The following is a 25,112-nucleotide window of genomic DNA, read 5'->3' as shown; positions in this document are numbered from 1 at the left end:
TCCTGCCCCTCCGCGGGGCGAGGTCGGGCAAGTGGCGTGGACGGCTCTTGGCCACCGCCGGGGCGGACCTGGTGGGCGGGGGATGTCACGCTGCGGCAAAGCGGTCTGCCCGGCGGCGCCGGGCTCGTTTACCGCTGGTTCACAAGTTGCGCCGTCAGGCGCTGGATGTGCCAGGTATGGACCCGCTCGTGCCAGAGAGCCCGGCGGGCGACTTTGCGGGCCGACCAAAACTCCCCGTGCCCCTCGCTCACCGTCGCATCATTGGCGAAGCGGGGAAGGTGCATGAGCAGGTGGCGGCGGACCGATTCCAGCATCGCGAAGGGATCGGTTCCGAGAGTCTCTTTCTGCGGCGCCAGACCGAGCTTGTCCAGATACCAGCGCTCGGCCGTGGCCGCGTGCGTGAGGATCCCGGCGATCGTGCCGAAGCGCTCCCCCGCGATGGGCTGGTCGAGGGCCGCGGCCGGTACCCGGCGCACGGCGGAAATCAGGTCCGACCGCGTGCAGCTCAACAGCCACCGCACGTCGTCGATCTCACCCGCCAGGAGGGGACGGCGGTCCCAGGCGAAGAAGGCATTCACCCAGTACCCGTCGAGCGTCTCGTAGTTCCTGAATTCCTCGACCACCTCGATACCCATCTGCTCGATCGCCTCGCTGCTGACGCGCTCATACCCGTCCCGCCAGTTGAAGTAATCGGCGATAGCCCGCGGGGCGCACCGCACGACTTCGTCACGCGCCGAGGCCCGGGCAAAACATCCGGGCAGGTCAACCACCCAGGCAATCCATTTGCCGGGTTCGGTCTGCTCCAGACCCAGAGCGAATTTCATGATTCCGCTGCACCGCAGTTTTCAGGTGAACCTCAGACCAAGGTAATGCGGCAGTCGACGGATGTAAAGGACAGACCGCCGTGTCCTCCGGGTTTGCGGCCGGAGGCGGCGCACCGACTGCTCCGAGGCGGGGCGGGTTGAAATCTGACTGTCGACCGATGATCGGCGCGGGGTTCAGATGCGCCGGTAGGCAAGGAAAAGCACAATCTGTCACAGCGGCTTCACAATTAGGGCGGGGCGGTTGCAGGAGAGGGGCCGGGGCCGGCGTAAGTTCATTGAGTTCAGGCCGTTAATCTGTTGGCCCGATTCTTGCGTCACTGTTCCTGCGGAGTGAAATGACCTTGACTTTTAGGGACCGGAAAGTATATTTGTATGGCCAAAGAGACCCGCGCAATTACTGCACTGGCGCATCGAGTTTATACGTCCACGATTGGTGTGGGGTTACCGGCGCTAAATGTTGCGTTGACAGGTTTCCTATGCCCCGTCGGCGCATGGAAATATGGCACTACTGGATCGATTTGACACTGATTCCAGGCAGCTGTCCGGTGGGGACTCGAGCAGCCGGGCAGTTCGACCGAGAGGAAAGATGAAACACTCAGGGATTCCGCGAATTCCAATGCTGTTTGTCCTCACCCTTATCTGCAGCGCCGGCGCCTGGGCTCAGGCGGAGGCGGCAACGATCGCCACCGATTCGGTGGCCCTCTGTTTCCAGGAGGCGCTCTTCGATACGATTGCGGTGGACCTGCCGAACCCGGGCAATCCGGGCGTCGCCATGGCGCTCGTCAGCGGGCCGGGGGCGTTGACATACAGCGTGTCCGACAAGCTCTACGGTTACTATGAATACGCGCCGTCCGGCGACACCGCCTTCGAGATCGTCTACCGGGTGTGGTATGCCCCGACGGACTCGGCGGATTTCCGGCACCGCTACATTGTGTGGGTCGATGAGCCGCCCACTCTGGGCGACCAGTACAACGCGTTCAAGGTCTGCTGGCCCGGTCCGCACTACTTGAAAGTGTACGCGTGGGATCCCGAGTCGAGGCCGCTCGCCTGGGAAATTGTGTCGGGACCGGGGACAATCGACAGTCAGGGGCTTATCACCTACACGCCCGACACGGCGGGAGTGTACGTTTTTGAGGTCGCGGCGAGCGACGACTGCAATAGGGCGGCGGCCACGGTCTATGACACCGTCCGCTTCAACGGCGCGCCGCGAATTGTCCTCGCCGACAGCATTTTCAGCCTCTGCGCCGAGGGGGAGATCTGTTTCGACGTGGTGTTTTCGGATCCGGATGGAGACGCCGTCTGGTTCAACCAGGTGGGCGGGCCCGGGTCAACCACGGTCGTGAATGATTCGGTCGGGCGCACCTGCTTCGCGCCGGCGCCCGGCGACAGCGCCTGGTACACGTTTACGTATTCCTATCTGGACGATTGCGAGGGCAGCGACAGGGCGCCGGTGAGCCCCCAGTGGCTGGTGGATTCGGTGCGCGTCCTGGTCGTGCCGAACCGGCCGCCGCAGCTGGTCTGTCCCGACCCCCAGGAGTTTTCCACCTGCGCTCTCGATACCTTCTGCTTTGAGGTCGAAGCGCTCGATCCCGAAAACGGGCCGCTGGAGTTCGCCGTCATCTCGGGAAACGCGTACCTCGACGAGACCGGGAAAGTCTGCTTTGCGGGCGAGGAATCGGACGCGTTCGAGATCGCGCTCACAGTGACCGACGAGTGCGGTTTGACCGATACCTGCACAGTCCCGGTGACCGTGTCCGGCAACCGTCCGCCCTACGTGACCATGGCGGCGGATTTTGCGGTGGCGCTGTGCGCCCCCGAGACCGTCTGTTTCGCGGCGGCGGTCGACGATCCGGATTTCGATATTGCCTCGGTGACCGCCTCTTTCGGCATCTGGGATGAGGCGACCGACCGGCTGTGCTTCACCGCCGATACCGCGGGCGTGTACGTGCTGGTGGTGACGGCCGCCGATTCCTGCGGCATCGTCGCCGCCGACACGACGGTCGTGACGGTGTCGCGGCCGGCTCCGCCGACCGTGAGCCTCGGAGATGACTTGGCCGTCTCGGTCTGCGGAACTACGGAGGTTTGTGTCGAGGCGAGTGTTACGGCGGACACCGTGCTGTCCTACATTCTTCCGATGGAGCACGTGTTCTCGTTCAACGCCGAGACCGGCGAGATCTGCTTCACGCCGGATACGGCGGGCGTCTACACGATCGTGTTCGGGGTCGTGGGCGAATGCGGCTTCAGCGACCGCGACACGACCCGGGTGACGGTCGCCTTCTCATCGGGACCCTCTGTGGATCTCGGCGACGACCGGGCGGTGAGTCTCTGCGGGCCGGGCGAAGTGTGTGTCGATGTCGAGGCGTCCGCGGGAGATCTGACGATCCTCCCGCCCGCCGCATCGTACGACGCCGAGACCGGCCGGATTTGCTTCCCCGCCGACACGGCCGGTCTCTACCGGCTCATCGCGCAGGTCACGGATTCCTGCGGCGCGGCGGTCGACACGGTGAACATTTCGGTCGATCTGGGACAGCCGCCGGTGATCGCGCCGCTTCCGGACACGACCATCTATCTTTGCTACTCCCAGTGGATCTGCCTCCCCTTGGCGGTGACGGATCCGGACGGCGACCTCGACACGGTGATCACCAACCGGGGCACGGTGACCAACGACGGCCGCGTGTGCTTCGTGCCCTACACGGGCGGCCAGTATGAAATCATCATCACGGCAATCGACGAGTGCGGCAACCGGGACGTCGACACCGCCGTCGTGACCATCAAGACGGACGAGAACGTCAATATCATTACCCCGCGCGACACGACCGTGTTCACGTGTTCGCTGGTCGACACCTTCTGCTTCCCCGTGGCCGGAGTGCCGGAGGGGGCGCAGGTGACGGTGAGCGGCATCAACACCTGGTGGGACGCGGCCAATCAGACGGTCTGTTTCTGGTCGCAGTGCTCCAATCAGAACCGGGTGCGCCTGACGGTGCGGACGCCCTGCACGACCTACCAGCGGGAGTTCCGGGTCACGGTGCTGTGCAACAGCGCCCCGGTGGTGTTCCTGCCGGGAGACACCAGCCTCGCCCTGTGCGGCACTGAGACGTTCTGCCTGCCGGCGGCGATCAGCGATGTCAATCGGAACATTCAGTCGATTACGGTGACTGGAGGCGTGTACAATCCGCGGACAAGCCGCATCTGCGTCGACCTCGCCGGTCCGGGCACGTACACGGTGACCGCGGTGGCGGTCGATTCCTGCGGCGCCAGCGACAGCGACCAGATGCAGATCACCGTGCTGGCGAACCGGCCGCCGACGGTGACGGTTGCGGCCCCGGATACAGCTCTCAGCCAGTGCCAGCCGCAGCAGGTCTGCCTGCCCGTCACGATTGCCGACCCGGACGGCCAGCCGGTCACGGTGGTCTCGCTGACCGGCGGATTTACCTACAACGCCGCAGCCTCGGAGATCTGCTTCACCCCGGGCGCGGAGGGTACTTACTGCGGAGCGCTCGTGATTGCCGACCAGTGCAACCTGCAGGATACGGCGAATTTCTGCGTGACCATCACCACAGGCGGTTCCGTCGACATTGACTGCCCCGTCGGCGCCCCGCCCGCGGTTGTGCTCTGCGCGCCCGGCGAGGTGTGCCTGCCGCTGGAGATCACCGGCGCCGGTTACTCGGTCTGGACAAACATCGGCGTCTGGGCAAACAACGAACTCTGTTTCACGGCCGATACGAGCGGCGTCTACAGCGTGCGCGTCATCGCCTCGGCCAAGTGCAACGGCGACACCTGCGAGTTCAATGTCCCCGTGAGCGTCGCCGAACCGGTCTCGATTCTCTGCCCGCCGGATACGACCGTCATCCTGTGTGCGCCCGACACGATCTGCCTGCCCTACAGCGCATCGGCGTCGGTCGAGTCGGTCCAGGCGTCGGGGGGCGCCTTCATAGACAATGGGACGGTCTGCGTGCCGATTCCTTCGGGCGTCGGACAGAAGTCGATTACATTGATCGCCTCCGGCGACTGCGGCGCGGATACCTGCAGCTTCACGATTACGTACGAGACAAACCGCCCGCCGGTGATCGTGCTGACGTCCCCGCCGCCGGTGACGACCTGCGCCACCGCCAATGTCTGCGTGCGGTACCAGGTCGCCGACCTTGACTCCAACATCGTGTCGGTCGTGGCCGGTGCGGGAGTGGTGGGGCCCGATTCGATCTGCTTCAGCAACCTGGCCGTGGGCACATACCAGGTGATCGCGACCGTGACCGACGCTTGCGGGGCCACCGGCAAGGACACGGTGACGATCCGGGTGTTGGCCGGGCAGTCGGCGACGATCATCTGCCCGACGAGCCCGCCGGTCGATACGATCTGCGCCCTCGACACGGTTTGCGTGGCCGCTCCGGTCAGTCCGGCCGGCGCGACGGTGACGGTGACCCCGGTCGGGTGGTACAACGCGGGCACGGGACAGGTATGTGTTCCGGTCAGCGCGACCGGGACCATAAACGTGCGGATGATCGCGGCTGCGCCCTGCGGGAGCGACACCTGCGAATTCACCGTCTCCATCGTGCGCGCGGAACAGGTGGCGGTGACGGCGCCGGCGACCGAGGATACTCTGGTCTGTTTCAGCGGTCCGGCCACGATCTGTTACCCGGTCACCGTGACCGGGACGCAGGTGAACGTCACGGTGACGAGCCCGGCGGTGTACAGCGCCGGACGGGTCTGCCTGCCGGTGAGCGCGCCCGGCACCTACCCCATTACGCTCACGGCGGTGGGCTACTGCAACACGGTGAGCAAGACCACGAATGTGATCGTGCGCGCCGACCAGTCGCCGGTGCTCACGGTGCCCGGCCTGCAGACTTTCGAGCGCTGCGCCGACGATACGAGCCGGATCTGTATCGACGGGATTTTCGCAACCGACGCCGAGTCGACGCCGGTTCTCTCGCGGACCTGCGGCGCGGGCAGTTTCACGCTTGCCGGCACGGACAGCGGCCAGGTGTGCTTCGTCCCCGACACGTTCGGCGTGTACAGCTTCTGTTTTGAGGCGACCGACGGGTGCCACACGGTTCGCGACACGATGGATGTCGAGGTGGTGGAGAAGCCGGGCTGCGATGTCTGCGTGAAGATCTGGCTGGACGGCGGCGACTGCACTCCGGTCGGCGTGACCAAGACGATGGATATCTACATTGAGGCGTTGACGCCGATCGGCGGATTCGATCTGCTGCTGGCGTTCGACAAGTCGGTGCTGACGCTGACCGGCCTCACCCGCGCGGCCTCGCTCCAGGCCTGGGAGTACTTCACGTACCGGCTTGACGACGTCAACTGCGGGGCGAGCTGCTCCAATCGATTTGTGCGCCTGGTGGGGATCGCCGACATGAACAACGGCGCGCAGCATCCGCCGGCATCGGCGCTTTCGCCGGCGGGCCTGTTTGCGACCCTGGAGTTCTACGTCGCCAACGACCAGTCGCTGGGGGACCAGTGGGTGCCCGTCCAGTTCTACTGGTTTGACTGCGGCGACAACGCCTTCTCCGACCCCACCGGCTACAATCTCATGGTCGACCTGCGGATATTCGAGAACGACGTTCTGCGCTGGGACGAGGACGACGACGCGCTCTATCCGGAAGCGGCGCGGCCCATGGGGTTGGGCGCGCCGGACGACTGCTTCGTGCCGGTGCCCGGCAAGCCGACGCCGACTCGCTGCGTCGAATTCTATAACGCCGGCATCCACATCTGCCATCCGGATTCGCTCGACGACCGGGGTGACGTCAACCTGAACAATGTGCCCAACGAGATCAGCGACGTGGTCCTGTTCTCCAACTACTTTGTCTACGGGTTGTCGGTCTTCACCGTGAACATCGCCGGGCAGATCGCCGCGACCGACGTGAACGCCGACGGGCTGACGCTGACAGTGGCCGATCTGGTGTACCTGATCCGGGTGCTGGTCGGCGACGAGAACCCGTTCCCGCGTCTGGCGCCGCGGGGCCAGGATGTCATCCTGAGCGCGCTGCGCGAGGAGGGGCGGGTGACGATCAGTTCGGAGGCGCCGGGTGAGATCGGCGGGGCGCTCCTGGTTTACCAGGTGCCGCGCGGCGCACAGGTCAGCAACGTGGCCGCGATCGGAGCCGCCGCCGGTATGGATGTCAAGTGGAACGTGATGGACGGCCAGCTGCGGATCCTGCTGTTCAAGATCGGTAAGGCGGCGATCCCGGCGGGGCCGCAGGAGCTGGTCTCGGTGGCGCTCGAAGGGTCGGGCGAGCTGCTCCTGGCGCGCGCCGAAGTGGTTGACTACCAGGGTCAGGCGTACTCGGTGGCGGCCACCGGCGGGGTGTTGCCGAGCGAGTTTGTGCTCGACCAGAATTTCCCGAATCCGTTCAACCCGAGCACGGTGATCAGTTTCGCGCTGGCCAACACGGCCGACTGGACGCTGGCGATCTACAACGTCAACGGGGCGCTCGTGCGCGAGTACCACGGGTCGGATGCCGGGCGCGTCCAGGTGGAATGGGACGGTCGGGCGGCCGACGGCAGCCGGGTGGCATCGGGCGTGTACCTGTATCGCCTTGAGGCCGGGGAGTTTAACGACACGAAGAAGATGATCCTGTTGAAGTAAGACATCAATCCCCCTCTCTTATCTTTCCTCTGATACGCCCGTTGGGTAGTGCCCCCAACGGGCGTTTTGATTTCGGGGGGAGCGGCGCTCAGCAGGGGATGGGGGCGGGCCCGCCGCGGAACAGGTACGCGGTCAGATAGGTGAGATCCGAAACCTTCACCTCACCGTCACCGGTGGCGTCCGCTTCGTCGGGGCATAGCGCCTCCGGACCTCCCCGGAAAAGGTAGCTCGCCAAGAAAGTCAGATCGCTGACCTTAACGCCGCTGTCGCGGTTGACGTCGCCGCGGAGCCGGCAACAGCCGCAACCGGGCGGGTCGGGCACGAGGTGGTCGCAGTACCACTGCCGGGCCTGGTCTGCGAGGCCGCGGAGAACCGCCGTGTCGCCATCCGCAACCGTCGCCAGACCTGTGTACACGACGAGCGTCTCGCCCGGAACCAGCGATAGATCGGAGACGAAACCGACGAGGGTGTGGAGATCCGTGTACGTCGATTCGGGTACCGTGGCAGAGTAAAGGCGGCGGCCCGGTTCGCTCAGGGCAAGCTCCAGTTCGGCCGCGTCCAGACCGCACCGCGCGGTGTCCAGGCATGCATCGGTGGCGCGGGTCTGGGCGCAATGCCAGAGGTTGCTCGAGTCCGCGACAAGGGGCTCGTGCAACGCCGCGCGGCGATACATGGCCAGCGGAAAGACCGCACCCATGCGGCGGTCGCTGTTCCGGCAGGCGCCGGGGTCCTGGTGGTATTCCGCGCCGTACTGATAGATAATCGCCGGATCGACCAGCGTGTCCGATCCGTTGCGAAGGCCCGAATCCGAGGGGATATTCCAGTCGATGAGCTGGCCCAAGGAGACTGTGTGTGGGAGAGCATCAGCCGCGTAGAGACTGAGCCGCTGGATTAAGAAGGCGCAGGAGTCGGTAGGCAGGGGTGCGTACCAGTCGGTTTCGAGAATGAGCGACGAGTCGCGGACTGTGGCCAGCGACCGGCTCCAACGGAATCCGCCGCCGCTGCCCGACGCGCTCGCGAGGGGCACCAGCCCGTGCGGCGCAAGGAAATCACAGCCATAGACCGACCAGTTGACGAGAGTGTCAGCGATGACGATGGGCGAGGCGTCGGACAAGTACGTTGCCGCCGCCGGATCGCAGTCGCCGGACATTGAGTAGTCCATCGTCACACCGCCGGCGCCCCGTCCGCCGAACCCCGCGTCATTGAACACCTGCAGCGCGACGCAGGCAGTGGTGAGCGTGTCGGCTGACGGCAGGCAGACCGTGTCCGCGGCCACGAGGTCGATCAGGACATAGTGAGGAGAATTCGGATCGTTCGAGTCGAAGCGCAGCCGGCCGGCCAGGCGCACAATGGCGCCCGGAGAACAGAGCGCCCCGCCCGGGTTCAGCACGACGTACCCGGTATCGGCGGCCGCCCCGGCCGCCACTGTCCCCGAGAAGCCGGTCGTGCCCAGCCACCCGGCGGGGCCGGCGAACTCCTCGGCAATGATCGAGTAGTGCCCCTCGCCGACACCGCTGTTGGAAAGGACAATCGGAACAAGGCGCTCCGCGCAGTGCGGGGTATAGACCGGATAGGCGAGGCTGTCGGGCAATATGGCCAGATCGGGTTCCTGGATTGGGTCGACACAGGCGATGCGGAACCATCGAATGGAGGTTTCCGTCCGCCAACCTTCCTGCGTCATCGGCGAACTGGGCAAAGGGTCGAGCACGTACTGCACATCGAGATACCAACCCGGATCACTCCCGCCGGCGGGGACAACAACGTCGGCCCCGGAAATTGACGGGTCGATGGAGACATTGCTCCCGTAGGGGGTGACCGAGGGCCAGCTTTCACACGCGCAGACGTTGCCGGGCGTGTCGAACCTGCAGCCGGGAGTTCGCGTGGACGTCAGATTGCGGGCAGCGTCCCAGGTCAGTCCGCCGTCCGAGGAGACACAGATATACAGGTCGCCGTTGGCGGCGCCATCGGGGTAAAAAGTCAAGTTCGAGTCACAGCAGTCACTCATAATGCCGGCGTCGTAATCGTTGAACTGGACGAACAGGGTGTAGAGACGTCCGTCGCACTCGGCGAGCGATATGTCGCCGATGTTCAACGGGCGGCCCTCGCCGCCGCCGCAGACGGTCTGATTCCAGTTTGTCTCACGCACCATGGTCGGCGTCGGGTTGGTCTCCGACCAGTGGAAAATGGCGCTGGCGGTCTGGGCGACCTCACCGGGCCCGGGGGCTGTTCGCGGCCAGGCTGCAGCCGACCATATCATGTGCAGGACGCCAAGGTGATCGAAGAGCGCCGATATCTCCCAGTGCGCCCGATAGGGGTGCTCCGGCGTTTCGGAGTAACGGGTCACGTTAACCCGATTCTGCCACGTGAGACCCTGGTCGTTCGACACCTGGAAGTACAGATCGTTCTCCCAAAAGACGAAATCAGAGCAGCCGACTCCCGAGGCGGTGTCGGGATCCCCCGCGCACGGCACGTTGGCCGTCCACGCGATAGCCACCCGGCCATCGGAGGTTGCCGCAAGCTGGTGGGAACCCCAGTTGTAGTTGGAATCGATCACGCGAGGCGGGTAATCCCACACCGCCGTCGGGTCGGAATCGGATCCGACGCGGCGGAAGTAGAAGATCGCGACCGAGTCCGGATACTGGAGCGATTCCTGCGCCACGATGTGAAGGACCGTGTCGTGGACACCCTCCACGTAGGCCACGTGGGGCCAGAGGGGCGATTGGTAGTTGACCAAGCTGTAGAAGTCGATGGAGTCGGGGATCTCGACCAGATTGGAGAACTCGCCGGCGCCCGCCGCCGAGTCAAAGGCTGTCCACAGATGATATCGTTGGTCCGGGTCGGAATAGTGTTGGTACGCGATCACCGCCCGGTTGTCGTCGGTGATCCACATATCCCCGAAGCCGGCCCTGATGCGAGTGCCCTCGGGTATGTCCACCCCCGGGCTGTAGGCGCCGCCCGCGATGTCGTACAGACGGTAGTGAGCGGTCCGTTCCCACACGGGCGGCGCCGGTTGAAAGGTCCACACATGATGGACGAGCTCGCGCCCGGCCGCGGTGCTCAGGTGGACGCGGCGCGTGGTGGCGAAATTGCATTGCCGATCCCAATAAGACGTGCCGATAACGGCGCCCGGCGACAACTGTTTCGCTGAACCGAGCGGGCGGTCGGCTGTGGCCGACGCGCCGGCGTACAGCGCCACGGCGGCGCCCAATATGAGCGGGCGGATGCAGCGCATATCTCCCTCCTGAAGTGTTGGTGTTCGCCGCCGCAGCGGACCGCGACGGCCACGAAAATCCCTCCTTGAGTCCGCCGGTAAGCGGACCTCTGTTTCTCCCAGATCATGACATCCGTGTGCGAGACGGTGTCGGCTGCATCCTGACAAGCGGGGAGCAACTTGTCAATCACATTCACGTTTCCCACACTGTGTATATTTTCAGCCGATTTGTGATGGCGGGAGGGGGCGGGGGCGTTATATTAGGAGCTATTGCAAGCGAGGATGGTTTTGATTCGACCGGAGAGGACAGTATGAAGCTGGCAGTGATCGGCGCCGGGCTCATGGGCCGGGCCGCCGTCTATGACTTCGCGCAGGGAGCCGACGTCGAACAGATCGGCGTCTACGACATCAACCCGGAACTGGCCCAGCAGGTAGCATCGAAATTCGGGGGCGGGAAAGCCAAGGCGGGGCGGCTGGACGCCGGGGACGAAGAGGCGGCGGCCAAAGTTCTGAGCGGGTATGACGCCGCGATCTCCTGCGTCACCTACCGGTACAACCCGGGTCTCACGCGGGCGGCGATCCGGGGGAAGTGCCACCTGGTGGATCTCGGGGGGAACAACGACACGGTGCGGATCCAACTGGGGATGGACGGGGAAGCCGCGGCGGCGGGAGTGGTCATTGTGCCGGACTGCGGGCTGGCGCCGGGGATGGTGTCGGTGCTGGTGGCGGACGGGGTGAGCCGGATGGAGCAGACGGAATCGGTGCGGATACGGGTGGGAGGGCTGCCGCAGTCGCCGCGGCCGCCGCTGAACTACCAGATGCTCTTTTCGGCCGAGGGGCTGATCAACGAGTACTGGGAACCGTGCCTGATCCTCGAGGGGGGGCGGAAGAAGACGGTGAACCCGATGACGGCGGTGGAAGAGATTGAGTTCGACGGGCTGGGGAAGTTCGAAGCGTTCTACACCTCGGGGGGGACATCGACGCTGCCGGACACGTACGAGGGGAAGGTGGAGTTTCTCGATTACAAGACAATCCGGTATCCGGGGCACTGCGCGCTCTTTCGGCCGATGCTCGAGCTGGGGCTGGCGTCGCGGAAGGCGGTGACGGTGGACGGGGCGGAGGTCGAGCCGCGCGGGGTGTTCCGGGCGGTGCTCGACCGGAGTCTGAGTTTCAACGAGCCGGACATGACGCTGGTGCGGGTGACGGTGGACGGGACGGCGGCGGGGCAGAAGCGGACGGTCGTGTACGAAGCGGTGGACCGCCAGGACAGCAAGGCGGGACTGACGTCGATGATGCGGATGACGTCGTTTCCGGCGGCGGTGGTCACGCAGATGGCGGGGCGGGGGCAAATCGCGGCGGCGGGGTGCAAACCGCAGGAGGTGGTGGTGTCGCCGGGGCCGTTCATTCAGCAGTTGCGGAAGCGGGGGATCAATATAGAGATCGGCGAGCGGACGGGGTGAGGGCTACCAGAGGTCGGCGGGGTAGGCGACGGCGAGTTTGAGCTCCGAGGCGGGCGGAACACAGAGGGGGACAGCCAGAGTGTCGGCGGCGGGGATGAAGATGACGCGGAGGGTGTGGTTGCCGACGGGGATACCGGTGAAGGCGAAAGAGCCATCGGCGGCGGGAACACAGGCGACAGCGGCGACGCCCCCGGCGCCATCGGGATAGGACAGGAGCAGGGCGAGGGAGTCGCGGTAGACGGGGCCGGGGGAGTGGCGGTCGGCGTCGGTGATGAAGCCGCGGACGGTGTTATTGAGGAGGTCGGCGGCCGAGGGGGCGACGAGGCGGGTGAGCGGGGCGCCGGAACCGCTGGACTGGACCGCGACCGGACCGTCCGGCGGGGAGGTGTAGGCGTAGGGTACGTCCCAGGCATCGGACAGGGGGCTTCCGAAAGAGGGGCGGTCAGAGGGGGCAATTCCGAAGTCAAGATAGGGGCCGCGCCAGGAGGCGAGGCCGGGGTTGGCGACGAGGGCGGCGAGGTCCGGGGGGAGCGCGCCGACGTCGCCGACATAGCCGAAATCGGACCGGGCGCCATCGGCCTGCAGGGCGGGGTTGCCGGCGATGGCGAAGGCGATCTGGTCGAGTTCGGCGCGGGTCTGCGCCAGGCGGGCGTCATCGATGGCGCGGAGCATGTCGCGGAGAGCGACGGCACCGATGATGCCGATGACGACGAGGACGATGACCAGCTCGATGAGGGTGAAGCCGGCGGGTGATTTGAGGTGCGGGGAAACAGGCGTCATGGCGGCGGTTCTCCTTACCTGCAGTTGTCGGCGACGAAGGTGATGACGGAGCCGTCGGAGAAGGTGACAGTGAAAGCGACGCCGGTGACGTTGACGCTCGCGCCGCCGCCGCTGGGGAATTGCTTGAACTGGTCACAGGTGATGCGGGCGGTGGCGCCGCCGCTGAGAGTCTGCGGGGCGGTGAAGACGGCCAGGTCGCCGCTGCCGCGGGCGGGGTTGCTGTAGACGTCGACGCCGTTCCAGCGGATTTTGCGGTAGTAGGCGGTGGGGCCGGGCCAGGTGAAGGTGAGGGCCGAGACGGTGATAGGATGGGAGGTGGTGTTGGTGACGGAGAAGTTGAGCACGCTGCACTGGCCGCCAGCGAGGGTGTCGGAGTTGTCGACGAACTCGAGGCCGGTGCCCGACATGCCCTGCGCGCTCCACAGGTTGGCGCCGAGGAAGAACTCGCTGTAGGGAGCGGCGCCGGGGGTGACGGAGACGAAGCGGCGGAGGGTGTCGGCGTCGGGGAGATAAATGATGGTGAGGTCGTGGTTACCGACGGGGACGGAGTCGAAGGCGAAGTAGCCGCCGCGATCGGGGATGCGGGTCCGGGAGGCCCGCCCGCCGAGGCCATCGGGGTGGGAGAAAATGACGCGCAGGGAGTCGGCGTAGAGGGCGCCGGGGGGAGTGCCGTCGGCATCGAGGACCACACCGGCCACCGAGTTGCGCAGGAGGTCGTCGGCAGAGGCGGCGAGGGGGAAGACGAGGGGGGAGCCGGATCCGGTCGAGACGAGGTTGACGCCGCTGAGCGCATAGGGGACGCCCCAGGGGTCGGTGGTGCAGTCGGCGGGATCCTCGGCGGCGGGGCTGACGAGGTAGGGGCCGCTCCAGGCGGCGAGGCCGGGGTTGTCGCGGAGGGCGCCGAGGTCGGGCGGGAGGGCGCCGAGGTCGCCGACGTAGCCGAAATCGGCCCGCACGCCGAGGGAGCGGAGTTCGGGATCGCCGGCGACGGCGGCGGCGAGGCGCTCCATCTGGCGCCGGGCCTCTTCATTCCGGGCGCTCTCGCGGAGAGCGCCCGCGGAGCGCAGGGCGACGGTGGCCAGGAGGCCGGCGATAACCACCACGAGGATGACCTCGATGAGGGTGAAGGCGGAGGCCGTGCGGAGGCCGGTCATGGCGTCCCTCCGGAGAACCAGGCCTCTGTGAATCGGTAGCGGTCGGGCGGGTCGCTGCGATGGCGCGGGAGGACGGTCACGCAGCGCAGGAGGGTGTCGGCCCGGGGGGTGAAAACGATGCGGAGAAGGTGGGTGCCGACCGGGAGTGGGGAAAAGGCGAAGCGGCCGGCCGAGTCGGGATGCTGGAGGAGGATGGTCCAGGCGCCCGCGCCGTTGGGGACGGTGAGCAGGATTGAAACCGAGTCGCGGTAGCGGCTTGAGGGGACCGAGTCGGCGGCATCGCGGACCAGTCCCTCGTAGGTATTGGCGAGGTAGTCGGCGGCGTCGTCGGCGAGACGTTGAACGAGCGGGGCGCCGCTGCCGGTGCTGATGACGGTGAGGCCGCCGACATACTGGTAGGGCGCTCCCCAGGGGTCGAGGCGGTAGCGCAGCGTGTCCTGATCGAAACCGGGATCGAGGTAGGGGCCGTTCCAGGTGACCCAGCCGCCGGGGTTGGCGCGCAGAGCAGCCAGGTCGGGCGGGAACGCACCGTTATCGCCGACGAAGCCGAAATCCCAGCGGGCGCCGCCGGCGGTGCGGACGGGGTCGCCGACAATAGCCCGGGCAAGCGCCTCCAGGTCCCGCTCGGCGCGAACGCGGCGAAGGTCGGCGAGGGTGGCGGTCATGGCCTGCATGGCGGCCGCGACCAGAATGCCGATGACGACGATGACGACGAGCAATTCGATCAGGCTCATTCCCCGGTTGTCCCGACAGGCTTCTCCCATGCTACCAGACCTCCGCGGGATACTGCAAGTCCAGATGCGCGTGTTGCCCCGGTTCCACCGCGACCCGGCGGCGGAGCGTGTCGGCGGCTGGTGTGTAAACGAGGCGCAGCAGGTGGGCGCCGATCGGCACCGAATCGAACTCGGCGAAACCGTCGGGGCGGGGTGTGCGCCTTCGCTCAACCAGGCCGCCGAGGCCGTTGGGAACGGTGAGAATGACGGCCAGGGAATCGACGTAGCGGGCGCCGGGTGGAGAATCCGCCAGGTCGGTGACGACAACGGTGACGGTGTTGCGCAGAAGGCGGCCGGCATCGGGAGCAAGACGGCGCGTGAGGGGAATCCGTCCGCCGGTCGAAGTGATGGCAACGCCGGCGTAGGCGTAGGGGCGCCCCCAGGCGTCGATGCGGAAGCTGCTCTCCGGCGCCCCCGCAGAGGTTTTGAAGTCATCGTGCACATACGGGCCGCGCCAGGTGGCGAGGCCGGGGTTGACGGCGAGAGCCTCGAGGGTCGGGGGGAGGGCGCCGACATCGCCGACGTAACCGTAGTCGGTGCGGTGGCCGCCGGAGACGAGGCCGGGATCGCCGGCGATCGCCCAGGCAAGGCGGTCCATCTCGGCGCGCGTCTCTTCGGTGCGGGCCGCCTCACCGGCGCCACGGAGAGAGCGCATGGTGATGGCGGCGAGGATGCCGATGATGACGATCACGAGGATCATCTCAAAGAGGGAGTATCCGCGCTGCGAGGCGCGGACGAGAATGTGGTGCCGGGTCGTCATTTTGTTCGACTGCTAGTCAGGTTCCGAGGGGCCGGCGGCGGCTCTGCCGACGGATCGGCGCACTCGGCCTATCTCTGTTATCGGCAGGAAGTTAGAGCGGGTTTACGGGAGTCGGCGGGCGGGGACTGCGGCGCGCCGCAAGGGCGCGGAGCCAAAAACGCGGTTGCGGAATCGGTAATGTGTCCTATATTGTCGATAGCATTTATCTTATTTTGGTTGAGGCGGTTGGCCCAGGTGAGGTGTTGATGGGTTCGGTCCGGCCGGCGGTGCTCTGCGGGGTTGTGCTGTTGTCGGCGGCGGTGTCGGCCGCGACGTTGCCGTCGCGCGCGATCGTGCACGACTGCCCGGCCGAGCTTTTCGCGCAGCAGTTCAGTCTGCGCGTCCTCGATCCGGCCGAAGCGGCGGCGCTGGGAGGAAAGTCGTTCTCGGGGGACACGCTCAAGCTTCTCGTGATCGCGGTGGAGTGGCTGGAGCCGCCGGAGAAACGGCCCTCGACCTATGCAGTCGATACGCTGCGGCAGTTGTTCTTCTCGCGCGACCTGATGCCCCACGGATCGGTGGCCGACTATTTTGACGAGGTGTCCTACGGGCAGCTCCAGGTGACCGGGCAGGTCTACGGATGGTTCAACAACGGTTCCTATGTCGCTTCGGGAGATTCGCTGCTCTACCTGCTCGCGGAGCTGGACTCGCTGATAGACTTCACGCAGTATGACGGCAACGGGGACGGGCGGGTGGACGGGGTGGTGTTTGTGGTGGCGGGGCGGAACCGGCCGGACACCAACTGCCTGACGGACATATGAACGGCGGCGATCACGTTTCCTCCGGGCGAGGAATTCGGGCCTTTCGACGGAATGTACGTGAATCAGCTCGCGGCGATCCCGGAGGTCAAACCGGTGCGCTCAGCGGCCGATCCCGCAGTGATCATCGGCGACGAACTGCACGGGGTGCGGGTGGCGAGCCACGAGATCGCGCACATGCTCGGGGCGGGCGACCTGTTCGACATCGATCTGCTCTACTCCGATTCGGCGGCCATGACGCCCGGCGACGCCAACGACCACCCGGTCATGGACTGGTGCCTGATGGGGCACTATGGGTACGGGGCGCTGAGCCTGGGCGCGACCGTGCCGACGCACCTGTGCGGGTACATGAAGCATGAGCTGGGGTGGATCGAGCCGGCGGTGATCACAGGGGAGCACCTCAATCTCGTGTTGTACGATATCGAGACGCACCCCGAGTCCTCGCTCTACAAACTGAACATCAGCGCGGACGGGACGGAGTATTTTCTCCTGGAGTACCGCAACCGGCGGTCGCCGGGGAAGTTCGACAAGCTGGACTCGGACTTCAGCATCTGGCTGTTCCCGCATCTGAGTCTCGGTCCCGATTCGCTCGACCGGGGACTGCTGGTGACCCACGTGGACGAGACGATGGCGACCAATTACGGGACGCCGTGGGATGAGCACTACCGGGTGCGGGTGGTCGATGCGGGGTACGATCCGGCGCGGGACACCGCGTACAACCCGGGCGGGCAGGTGAGCGACTCGGCCGATTGGTGGTATCCCTACGAGACGCGCAAGGGGGCGCTCTTCTCCAGCGAGACGCCGGGCCAGGATCTGTTCGGGCCGAAGACGAGCCCCGCCAGCGACGGTTACGACCGCCCCTCGGACGTGCTCGTGCACGTGGATTCGATGGTCGGGGACAGGATGTACCTTCACGTGGCGCATCCGCTGAGCTATGATGCGGACGGTGACGGGATCCTGGAGGCGTTCGACAACTGCGACGCGGCGGCGAATCCGGACCAGGCGGATGCGGACGGGGACGGGCTCGGGGATGTCTGCGACAACTGCCCGCTTGCGGCCAACCCGGACCAGGCGGATTTTGACGGCGACGGGGTGGGGGACGCCTGTTGCTGCGTGGTGCGGGGGGATTTCGGCGGGGACGGAACGCTGGCGGTGTCGGACCTGACCGGCTTGATCGGGCATCTCTTCCGCGGCGGGCCGGCGGCCGGTTGCCCGGCGCGCGCCGACGTGAACGGGGACGGCGTGCCGCGGGTGTCGGACGTGACGATGCTGATTTCGTATCTGTTCCGGGGCGGAGCGGCCCCGCCGGCGTGTCCCTGAGAGGCGGACCGGCATTGAGCGGCAATCAGAACGGCGAGTCCGACAGGAGCTCGCCGCGCGCATTTCGGGCGGTTTTATTCAGAAGGTGTCGTCTTTATCCCAGAGGGGTTCCTTCTCGGGAATAGTGACGACGAGGTCTTTGGTGACGCGGCACTGGCAAGCGAGGCGGGAGGTGTCGGTCAGGTTCTCGGCTTCGTCGAGCATATCTTCCTCATCCTCGGTCGGCGCGGCGAGGGTGTCGTAGCCCTCGTTGATGATGACATGGCAGGTGGAGCAGGCGCAGTTGCCGCCGCAGTTGTGGTCGATGCGGATGTCATGGTCGAGAGCGGCATCGAGGATGGAGGTGCCTTCGGGAACTTCAACCGTAATGTCGATCGGCAGAAACCGGATCCTGCGCATGGGTCTGTCCTTGCGGTTCGCGTCCTCTCGGATTTTGTCAGGGGCCAAGTTAGTCATTGGGGTTCCTCGGCGCAACGGGCTTTTGCGGCCGGCCCGGGGCCCGGTAGACGGTGATGTGGTCGTGTTCGTTGCCGTAGCGGACGGAGCGGGCGCGGCCCACGAGGCGGGCGGTCAGGAGCATGAAGGCCCACGGGGGGACGGGAATGCCCCCGCACCCGCGGATGAGCACATGGCAGCCGTCGAAGCGGCTGAAGTCGAAGCTTTCCGCCCGCGCGAGGAAGCCGTCCTCGGTGAACATGCCCTGCTCGGTGAACTCCTGGGGGTCGAGGATGGCGAGGGGCATCAGACGGAGAACGACGAGCCGCAGCCGCAGGAGCGTTTGGCGCGCGGGTTGGAGAAGTTGAAGCCGCCGCCCATCAGCCCGCCCTTGAAATCGAGGGTAATGCCGGCAAGGTAGCGGAGCGCCTGGGCGTCGACGAGGACGGTCAGACCGTGGCAGTCGAAGGCGCGGTCGGTGTCGTGCCGTTCGGTTTCGAAGGCCATGGTGTAGGACATGCCGGAACAGCCGCCGGCGCTAACGCCGAGGCGGAGGTAGGGGGGAGCTTCTTTCTCAAGGTTGCGCAGGCGTTTGATTTCTTCGGCCGCAGCCGCGGTGATGGTCACCGGGGGGTGCGGCCCGGCGAGGTCGGTGCGGACGGCGGTGTCAACCATGGCGGCTCTCCTTCGCATGGGCCAAATCTCTTTTGTCTCTCTATGTACGCCGCGTCGGGGCGGCCGTTTGAGAGCTAACGGAAAAGAGACGGCTGTTGTTCCCGGTGGGGGGGGGGCCGCCGGCGGGGGCGGGCCTGACGGGCGGCGACAGGGGCGGGCGGAGGGCCGGAGCGCAGGATGTGCGGAGGGCCGGGGGAAACAGGGAAAAAAACATACATTTGTCAATTTTGTTGTGGACTATGTGTATCCTTATTCGTATAATGGGCCGGTGGGGGATGAGGAAACGAAGAGGAAAGAGTAAACGATAAGGACAGAGCTAACCACCGTTCACGGCGGCTTGGCCGTCAAAAGGGAAGACGATCTATGAGACTGTCACGCAAATCCGACTACGCGCTTCGCGCCGTCCGGCACATCTCCAACCTTCCGCCCGGCAAGCTCGGCTCGATCAATTCGATCTCCGAGGCGGAGAGCGTGCCGCGGGAGTTTTTGGCGAAAATCCTCAAAGACCTGACCCGGAGCGGCATCCTGGTGTCATACCAGGGGGTCACCGGCGGGTATCGGCTGGCGCACAATCCGAAAGACGTGTCGTTTCTGGACGTGATCGAGGCCATTGACGGCCCGCTGCACCTGAATTTGTGCACGGAGACGAAGACCTGCACCTGCGAGCAGTTCAACGCCTGTCAGTTGCGCGGGTTCTGGGAGTCGCAGGAGAAGATGTTCAAGAAGGCGCTGCAGAAGCAGAATTTTGCGAAGTATCGGCGCAAGACGCGGCCGGCGGCGCGGGTGAGGGTGTGACCGACCGCCGCCGCGGATCGGGCGCCGCGTGAGCGGGCCGGCCCGGGAAGTTGTCAAATGGGGCTTGTCCACAGGCCCCATTTCTATTTATATTGAAGGGTTGAGAGGGTCGGCGCGGGGCGGCGAAAGGGGCCCGCGACAGTCCGGATTGGCGACTTTTTTCGAATCCGGGCGGGCCGGGGGTGCGTTCTAGTGATAGGCAGCGTGTCGGAAGAAGGAGAGACGACATGATCGAAAGATTCAGCGATACACAGCATAAGGTGAAAGTCGGGCTGGCCGAGATGCTCAAGGGAGGCGTCATCATGGACGTCACGAGCGCAGAGCAGGCCCGAATTGCCGAGGGGGCGGGGGCGGCGGCGGTGATGGCGCTGGAGCGGGTGCCCTCGGATATCCGCGCCGAAGGGGGGGTGGCCCGCATGGCTGATCCCGACGTGATCGAGCAGATCAAGCGGGCGGTGACGATTCCGGTGATGGCGAAGTGCCGGATCGGGCACATCGCGGAGGCGCGCGTGCTCGAGGCGCTGGAGATCGATTTTATCGACGAGTCGGAGGTGCTGACGCCGGCCGACCACGCCCACCACGTGGACAAGTGGAGTTTCAAGGTGCCGTTCGTGTGCGGGTGCCGGAATCTCGGCGAGGCGCTGCGGCGGATCGCCGAGGGGGCGGCGATGATCCGGACGAAGGGGGAGGCGGGCACGGGCGACGTCTCGCACGCGGTGCGCCACCTGCGCGAGATCAACGCGGCGATGCGGGCGCTGACGACGATGCCGGAGGACGAACTCTACGCGGTGGCCAAGGAGCACCGGGTGTCGATCGAGGCGGTGCGGATGGTGGCGAAGGCGGGGAAGCTGCCGGTGCCGAATTTCGCGGCCGGGGGGATCGCGACGCCGGCCGACGCGGCGCTGTGTATGATGCTCGGGGCGGAGGCGGTGTTTGTCGGGTCCGGGATTTTCAAATCGGATAATCCGGAGAAGCGGGCCAAGGCGATTGTGACGGCGACGACGCACTGGCAGGACGCGGCGGCGGTAGGGAATGCCTCGCGGGGGCTGGGGCCGGCGATGAAGGGGATCCAGGCCGACAGCATTCCGCAGGAGGAGCTGCTTCAGACGCGGTGAGGGCGGGGAGAGTTTGGATAATGGAGGCAGGCCTCGGAGACGGGGCCTGTTTTTTTATGTTGGCAGAGAATATGTGATTTGACGACACGCCTTCGAGATCGACCTTGCGGATGGTGGGGAGTGGGCCGCGCCGGCGGGATGCTGCGGGGACGGAGCGGTGAATGCGACGCTCGTGTCGAATGAGCCGCGCGCCGGCGGGGTGTGCCAACCTGAGGCGCGACAGCTCTCCAGAGGTCTCCCGTGGGCCGCGCGCCGGCGGAGTGCGAGCGGAGGTGTGGCGACCCTGACCGCCGACCACTCACCGCGGATCGACTGCTCTTTCAGTCGATCACCGGAATTGAGCCGAATGTGCAGAACCCGACCGAGGAGCCGCATCTGGAAACCTTGTAGGGAGAACAAGCTTGGCTGAGGGTCTTCTTCCATGGGATGACACCCGCGCTCTACGGGAAGAGGAGCGTGTGGCACCCCGCGTGCTCCAGCTAAGGGGGATCCGAATGGGGTCGGCTGATCAAGCCGACCTTGAGATGAGTGAGCGCATGGGCGCCCTTGAAGAGCGCCTGCTCAAGCACTTTACGCATTACAATGGCTCAGTGCGTAAGCTGCTCACCGAATGTCAACGGCTTGCGTATAAAGAGCCGGAGAACGCTCTGAGGACAGCTCGGCTGAATTTGCAGTCCAGGGGGCTGGTGTCGGTCGATGCACCGCGGGAGAGGAGAGAAAGAAAGGGCAAGGTCACTTTGGGTGATAAGCGAACTGTTCGTTTCTTGACGTGCCATGGCCAGTGATTCCCGCATAGAGTGGACGGAGTCCACCTGGAACCCCGTCACCGGGTGCGCGCGCGTCAGCCCCGGGTGCGACCACTGCTACGCCGAGCGAATGGCCCGGCGGCTGCAGGGGATGGGCGTCGAGAAGTACAAGAACGGATTTTCGGTCACGCTCCACCCCGATGTGCTCGCCCAGCCGCTTGAATGGAAGCGGCCGCGTATGGTATTTGTCAACTCGATGTCGGACCTGTTTCATGAGCAGGTGCCGCTCGAATATGTCCAACGGATATTCGAGGTGATCCGACGGTGCCCGCAGCACGTGTTTCAAGCCCTCACCAAGCGGTCAAAACGGCTTGTGCGTGCGGCTGACAAGCTCGCGTGGCCACCGAACCTCTGGATGGGGGTCACGGTCGAGAGTGCGACCTATCGCTTTCGGATAGATGACCTTCGCAAGACACCGGCGGCGCTCAAGTGGATATCGTTCGAGCCGCTGTTGGGGTCGATCGGGGATGTGGATTTGAGCGGGATCGCCTGGGCGGTCGTCGGCGGGGAGTCGGGGCCGGGGGCGCGGGTGATGCGGGAGGAGTGGGCGCTGGAATTGCTGCGCCAATGCCGGGCGGAGGGGACGGCGTTCTTCTTCAAACAGTGGGGAGGGATGTACAAGAACCGGGCGGGGCGACTTCTGCGGGGAGAACTCTACGAGGAGATGCCGGCGCTGCCGGGGGAATCGGGGGAATTGGCGCTTGCCTTCGTCGCGGGGCAGCAGGCGACATCGACGCGCGCCGGGGTCGCCGACACCGAAGCGGGAGAGTGACCGGGGGCGGGCGGCGCCTTTGTCGCCAAGGGCAGACGCGCCGCCTCGGATAGGGCACGGGCTGCGGCTAAACGGTGAATGTCTGCACCAGAAACGACTCGCCGGCAAGCGTCTGCCGGCTTTCCTCGTAGGAGATGTTGAGGCCGGCGTAGACGCTGTGCCAGAATCCGATGGCGGGGACATTGCGGATCAACTGCACGAGGCGGTACCGGCCGCGGTACTGCGCGAAACAGGCAGCGGCGGCGTCGCGACCGAGACCCCGCCCGCGATCGGCGCGGAGAATGAAGAACTCGTGGACGACGCAGTCGATATCGTGAGGGGTGTAGGGGGGCTTGTTGAGCAAAAGAAAACCGGCGAGGCGGTCACCGCTCCGGATGAACAGGGGAATGAGCGAGGGGCTGCGCCAGTACAGGTCGAGGCCCTCGTACGTGAACGAACCATCGGGGCCCGGTTCGAGGAAATCGGTGTACTCGGACAGGTCGTGGAGGTAGAGGGACATGAGCCGGCGCAGGACGCGGCGGTCCTGTGCCGGCGCAGGGACGAGCTGAACCCCGGGGCGGGGCGGTGCCGAGTTCGTGGACATGAGCGGGACATCCTCAGTCGGGCGGTCGGGCGCCGCGCGGTTGGCCGTTTCCCCGTGGTACGCTCCACGTCGGCATTCGTTCTCAGATTCGGGCCAGTCGCGAGAAATGCGCCGGTCCTGGGCCGGGGGGGGCCGGGGACGGCGAAATAAGGGCTGTCTTTTGGCGGGAAAAAGACGTACCATAAGCCGGTCGGCAAGGAAACGACACGGTTATTGACACCCTCAGCAAAGGAGTCAGGTGCGCGTGATGGATCGTGAAGCGGGGAAGGAAGAGCAGACGGAAGATACGCGAAGGGACGAGCGGGGCGGGGTAAGCCCATCGGATTACATCGAGCCGGAGGACGCGCTTCCCGAGACGACGCTGGAGGCGCAGCCGGAGCGGGTTCGGGAGGCGGCGGCGCGAGCGGGATGGAGCGCATTCATGCCGGTGCAGGCCAAGACCATTCCGTATGTCCTGGCGCGGCGGGACCTGATGGTGCAGTCGCGCACGGGGTCGGGGAAGACGGGGGCGTTTCTGCTTCCGATTCTGGAGCGGCTGGAACCGTCCCGGTCGACCTGCCAGGCGCTCATCCTGGTGCCGACGCGGGAGCTTGCGCGGCAGGTGGCGCACGAAGCGGAGATGCTCGCGGGCGGCAGCGGGGTGCGGACGGCGGCGGTGTACGGCGGCGTGAGCTACCGGCCCCAGATCGAGGCGCTCACCCGCGGTTCCCACATCGTGGTCGGGACGCCCGGGCGCATTCTCGACCACCTGCTCAAGCGGACGTTCACGCTGGACGACCTCGACATCCTCATTTTCGACGAGGCGGACCGGATGCTCTCGATGGGGTTCTACCCGGACATGATTGAGGTGCAGAAGTACCTTCCGCGCCGCCATATCAATTCGTACATGTTTTCGGCGACCTATCCGATGCACGTGATCAATCTCGCGCGGCAGTTCCTTCGCGATCCGGGGTTCCTGAGTCTGAGCAAGGACCGGGTGCACGTGGCCGAGACCGAGCACGTGTACTACGTGGTGCCGCACATGGAGAAAGACCGCTATCTGGTGCGGATTATCGAGCTTTTGAATCCGGCGGCGGCGATCATTTTCTGCAACACCAAGAACATGGTGCACTATGTGACGGTGGTGCTGCAGCGGTTCGGGTACGACGCCGACGCCTTGTCGGCCGACCTGTCGCAGAGCCAGCGGGAGCAGGTGCTCCAGCGGGTGCGCGATGGGCAGTTGAAATTCCTGGTGGCGACCGATCTCGCGGCCCGGGGGATCGACATCCCGGAACTGACCCACATTTTCCAGTACGAACCGCCGGAGGATCCGGAGTTGTATGTCCACCGGGCGGGGCGGACGGGGCGGGCGGGGGCGACCGGGGAGGCAGTGGCCCTGGTGGCGGGAATGGAGCTCACCGAACTTCGGCGGATCGCAACCCGGTTCGGGATCGACATGATCGAGCGGCCGGCGCCGAGCGAAGATGACGTGGTGATGGCGGTGTCGGAGCGGATGACGGCGCTGCTCGAGGCGCGCCTGCGCCGCCGCGACAAGCTTCAGGTCGAGCGGATGGCGCGCTTCTTCCCGCTGGTCAAGCTGCTTTCCGAGAACGAGGCGGGCCAGGAAGTGCTGGCGATGCTCGTGGATGATTACTACCAGGAGAGCCTGCACAATCCGCCGCCGCTGCCGCAGGAGCAGCAGCACCCGCGGCGGGAGAGCGGCGGCGGGCCTCGCGAGGGGGGCGGCCGGAGCGACCGCAAGCGGCGCCGGCCCCGGCGGAAGTAGCGGCGCGGACGTTCGGTCCGCGTATTCCCGGTAAACTCAAAGGAAGGGCAACCATGGTCAGGAGAGTGCTGTTCCGGTTGACGCCGGCGGGTTCATGGGCGGACGAGGCGGCGATGACGCTGCTGCGGGTGTTCGCGGGGCTGGCGCTGGCGCTGGCCCACGGGCTGGGGAAGCTCCCGCCCGGCGAGGCCTTTGTGAAGGGAGTCTCGGAGCTGGGGTTTCCCGCGCCCGAATTTTTCGCGTGGGCGGCGGCGCTGTCGGAATTCGGCGGCGGGCTGCTCCTGGCGCTCGGGCTGCTGACCCGCCCGGCGGCTTTGTTCATCGTGTGCACGATGCTCACGGCCGGGTTCGGGCGCCATGCCGCCGATCCGTTTGCCGTTAAAGAACGGGCGCTGCTTTTCCTGGTGATCGCGCTGGTGTTCCTCATCCGGGGGGCGGGACGCTGGGGGGCGGATCGGTTGTTCGCGCCACCGGTGAAATAAGGCGGCAGGCGGGAAA

The 25,112-nt window shown here is 65.9% G+C and carries 19 protein-coding genes; 9 read left to right on the top strand and 10 right to left on the bottom strand.

The genetic code is table 11. From position 1 onward, the window contains the following. Positions 1–128: 128 nt before the first annotated feature. Positions 129–824 carry a hypothetical protein gene (locus KA261_02810; GenBank protein MBP7696718.1) on the bottom strand — a complete coding sequence of 232 codons (696 nt, stop codon included), beginning with the start codon at positions 822–824 and terminating at the stop codon, positions 129–131. Between the two features lie 586 nt (positions 825–1,410). On the opposite strand from KA261_02810, the gene KA261_02805 reads away from it, so the two are divergent. Then, entirely contained in the window at positions 1,411–7,413 is a 6,003-nt protein-coding gene (locus tag KA261_02805; GenBank protein MBP7696717.1) for a T9SS type A sorting domain-containing protein, read from the top strand. Positions 7,414–7,501: 88 nt separating this feature from the next. Here KA261_02805 and KA261_02800 read toward each other — a convergent pair whose 3' ends face one another. Then, positions 7,502–10,645, bottom strand: a complete 3,144-nt coding sequence (locus KA261_02800; protein ID MBP7696716.1) for a hypothetical protein — start codon at positions 10,643–10,645, stop codon at positions 7,502–7,504. Positions 10,646–10,935: 290 nt separating this feature from the next. Here KA261_02800 and KA261_02795 point away from each other — a divergent pair, with 290 nt between their 5' ends. Further along, a complete protein-coding gene (locus tag KA261_02795) occupies positions 10,936–12,084 on the top strand; it encodes a saccharopine dehydrogenase NADP-binding domain-containing protein (protein MBP7696715.1) in 1,149 nt (382 codons plus the stop codon). A 3-nt stretch (positions 12,085–12,087) separates the two neighbouring features. Here KA261_02795 and KA261_02790 read toward each other — a convergent pair whose 3' ends face one another. The 4 genes from KA261_02790 to KA261_02775 are packed head-to-tail and all read right to left on the bottom strand — an operon-like array spanning position 12,088 to position 15,551. Continuing rightward, positions 12,088–12,864 (bottom strand): prepilin-type N-terminal cleavage/methylation domain-containing protein, encoded by a 777-nt coding sequence (locus tag KA261_02790; GenBank protein MBP7696714.1) that lies wholly within the window; start codon positions 12,862–12,864, stop codon positions 12,088–12,090. Between the two features lie 14 nt (positions 12,865–12,878). Continuing rightward, entirely contained in the window at positions 12,879–14,018 is a 1,140-nt protein-coding gene (locus KA261_02785) for a prepilin-type N-terminal cleavage/methylation domain-containing protein (protein ID MBP7696713.1), read from the bottom strand. Beyond that, positions 14,015–14,782: a prepilin-type N-terminal cleavage/methylation domain-containing protein gene (locus KA261_02780; GenBank protein ID MBP7696712.1), complete on the bottom strand. Its 768-nt coding sequence runs from the start codon at positions 14,780–14,782 to the stop codon at positions 14,015–14,017. Before KA261_02780 ends, KA261_02785 begins: the two co-directional genes overlap by 4 nt. Position 14,783: 1 nt before the next feature. Then, the gene (locus tag KA261_02775) at positions 14,784–15,551 is read right to left on the bottom strand and encodes a prepilin-type N-terminal cleavage/methylation domain-containing protein (protein MBP7696711.1); all 768 of its coding nucleotides are present in this window, start codon (positions 15,549–15,551) and stop codon (positions 14,784–14,786) included. 245 nt (positions 15,552–15,796) lie between these two features. Here KA261_02775 and KA261_02770 point away from each other — a divergent pair, with 245 nt between their 5' ends. Together KA261_02770 and KA261_02765 are read left to right on the top strand one after the other, a co-directional pair. Continuing rightward, positions 15,797–16,351, top strand: a complete 555-nt coding sequence (locus KA261_02770; protein ID MBP7696710.1) for a hypothetical protein — start codon at positions 15,797–15,799, stop codon at positions 16,349–16,351. Positions 16,352–16,630: 279 nt separating this feature from the next. Next, positions 16,631–17,668, top strand: coding sequence for a thrombospondin type 3 repeat-containing protein (locus tag KA261_02765; GenBank protein ID MBP7696709.1), 1,038 nt, complete (start codon positions 16,631–16,633; stop codon positions 17,666–17,668). A 78-nt stretch (positions 17,669–17,746) separates the two neighbouring features. Here KA261_02765 and KA261_02760 read toward each other — a convergent pair whose 3' ends face one another. Genes KA261_02760 through KA261_02750 form a run of 3 tightly spaced genes read right to left on the bottom strand, consistent with a single transcriptional unit; the run spans position 17,747 to position 18,778 of the window. Then, positions 17,747–18,067 (bottom strand): 2Fe-2S iron-sulfur cluster binding domain-containing protein, encoded by a 321-nt coding sequence (locus tag KA261_02760; GenBank protein ID MBP7696708.1) that lies wholly within the window; start codon positions 18,065–18,067, stop codon positions 17,747–17,749. A gap of 49 nt (positions 18,068–18,116) precedes the next feature. Next, on the bottom strand, positions 18,117–18,410 hold the full coding sequence (locus KA261_02755) for a DUF2480 family protein (GenBank protein MBP7696707.1): 294 nt from the start codon (positions 18,408–18,410) through the stop codon (positions 18,117–18,119). Continuing rightward, positions 18,410–18,778 carry an iron-sulfur cluster assembly accessory protein gene (locus KA261_02750; protein MBP7696706.1) on the bottom strand — a complete coding sequence of 123 codons (369 nt, stop codon included), beginning with the start codon at positions 18,776–18,778 and terminating at the stop codon, positions 18,410–18,412. Before KA261_02750 ends, KA261_02755 begins: the two co-directional genes overlap by 1 nt. A 363-nt stretch (positions 18,779–19,141) precedes the next feature. Here KA261_02750 and KA261_02745 point away from each other — a divergent pair, with 363 nt between their 5' ends. The 3 genes from KA261_02745 to KA261_02735 all read left to right on the top strand — a co-directional run bounded on the left by KA261_02745 (position 19,142) and on the right by KA261_02735 (position 22,266). Further along, positions 19,142–19,573 carry an Rrf2 family transcriptional regulator gene (locus KA261_02745; GenBank protein MBP7696705.1) on the top strand — a complete coding sequence of 144 codons (432 nt, stop codon included), beginning with the start codon at positions 19,142–19,144 and terminating at the stop codon, positions 19,571–19,573. Between the two features lie 227 nt (positions 19,574–19,800). Continuing rightward, positions 19,801–20,688 carry a pyridoxal 5'-phosphate synthase lyase subunit PdxS gene (gene pdxS / locus KA261_02740; GenBank protein MBP7696704.1) on the top strand — a complete coding sequence of 296 codons (888 nt, stop codon included), beginning with the start codon at positions 19,801–19,803 and terminating at the stop codon, positions 20,686–20,688. A gap of 774 nt (positions 20,689–21,462) precedes the next feature. Continuing rightward, the gene (locus KA261_02735; GenBank protein ID MBP7696703.1) at positions 21,463–22,266 is read left to right on the top strand and encodes a phage Gp37/Gp68 family protein; all 804 of its coding nucleotides are present in this window, start codon (positions 21,463–21,465) and stop codon (positions 22,264–22,266) included. 67 nt (positions 22,267–22,333) lie between these two features. Here the strand turns inward: KA261_02735 and KA261_02730 are convergent, their stop codons facing one another. Then, positions 22,334–22,849: a GNAT family N-acetyltransferase gene (locus KA261_02730; protein MBP7696702.1), complete on the bottom strand. Its 516-nt coding sequence runs from the start codon at positions 22,847–22,849 to the stop codon at positions 22,334–22,336. 247 nt (positions 22,850–23,096) lie between these two features. Between KA261_02730 and KA261_02725 the strand changes: the two genes are divergently transcribed. Both KA261_02725 and KA261_02720 read left to right on the top strand, forming a co-directional pair. Continuing rightward, on the top strand, positions 23,097–24,614 hold the full coding sequence (locus tag KA261_02725) for a DEAD/DEAH box helicase (GenBank protein MBP7696701.1): 1,518 nt from the start codon (positions 23,097–23,099) through the stop codon (positions 24,612–24,614). 53 nt (positions 24,615–24,667) lie between these two features. Beyond that, entirely contained in the window at positions 24,668–25,096 is a 429-nt protein-coding gene (locus tag KA261_02720; GenBank protein ID MBP7696700.1) for a DoxX family protein, read from the top strand. Positions 25,097–25,112: the final 16 nt, after the last annotated feature.

This window comes from Candidatus Zixiibacteriota bacterium (assembly GCA_017999435.1).
GTDB lineage: Bacteria > Zixibacteria > MSB-5A5 > GN15 > FEB-12 > JAGNLV01.
The sequence above is the reverse complement of the archived record's forward strand: the minus strand, read 5'-3'. Positions and strand labels throughout refer to the sequence as shown.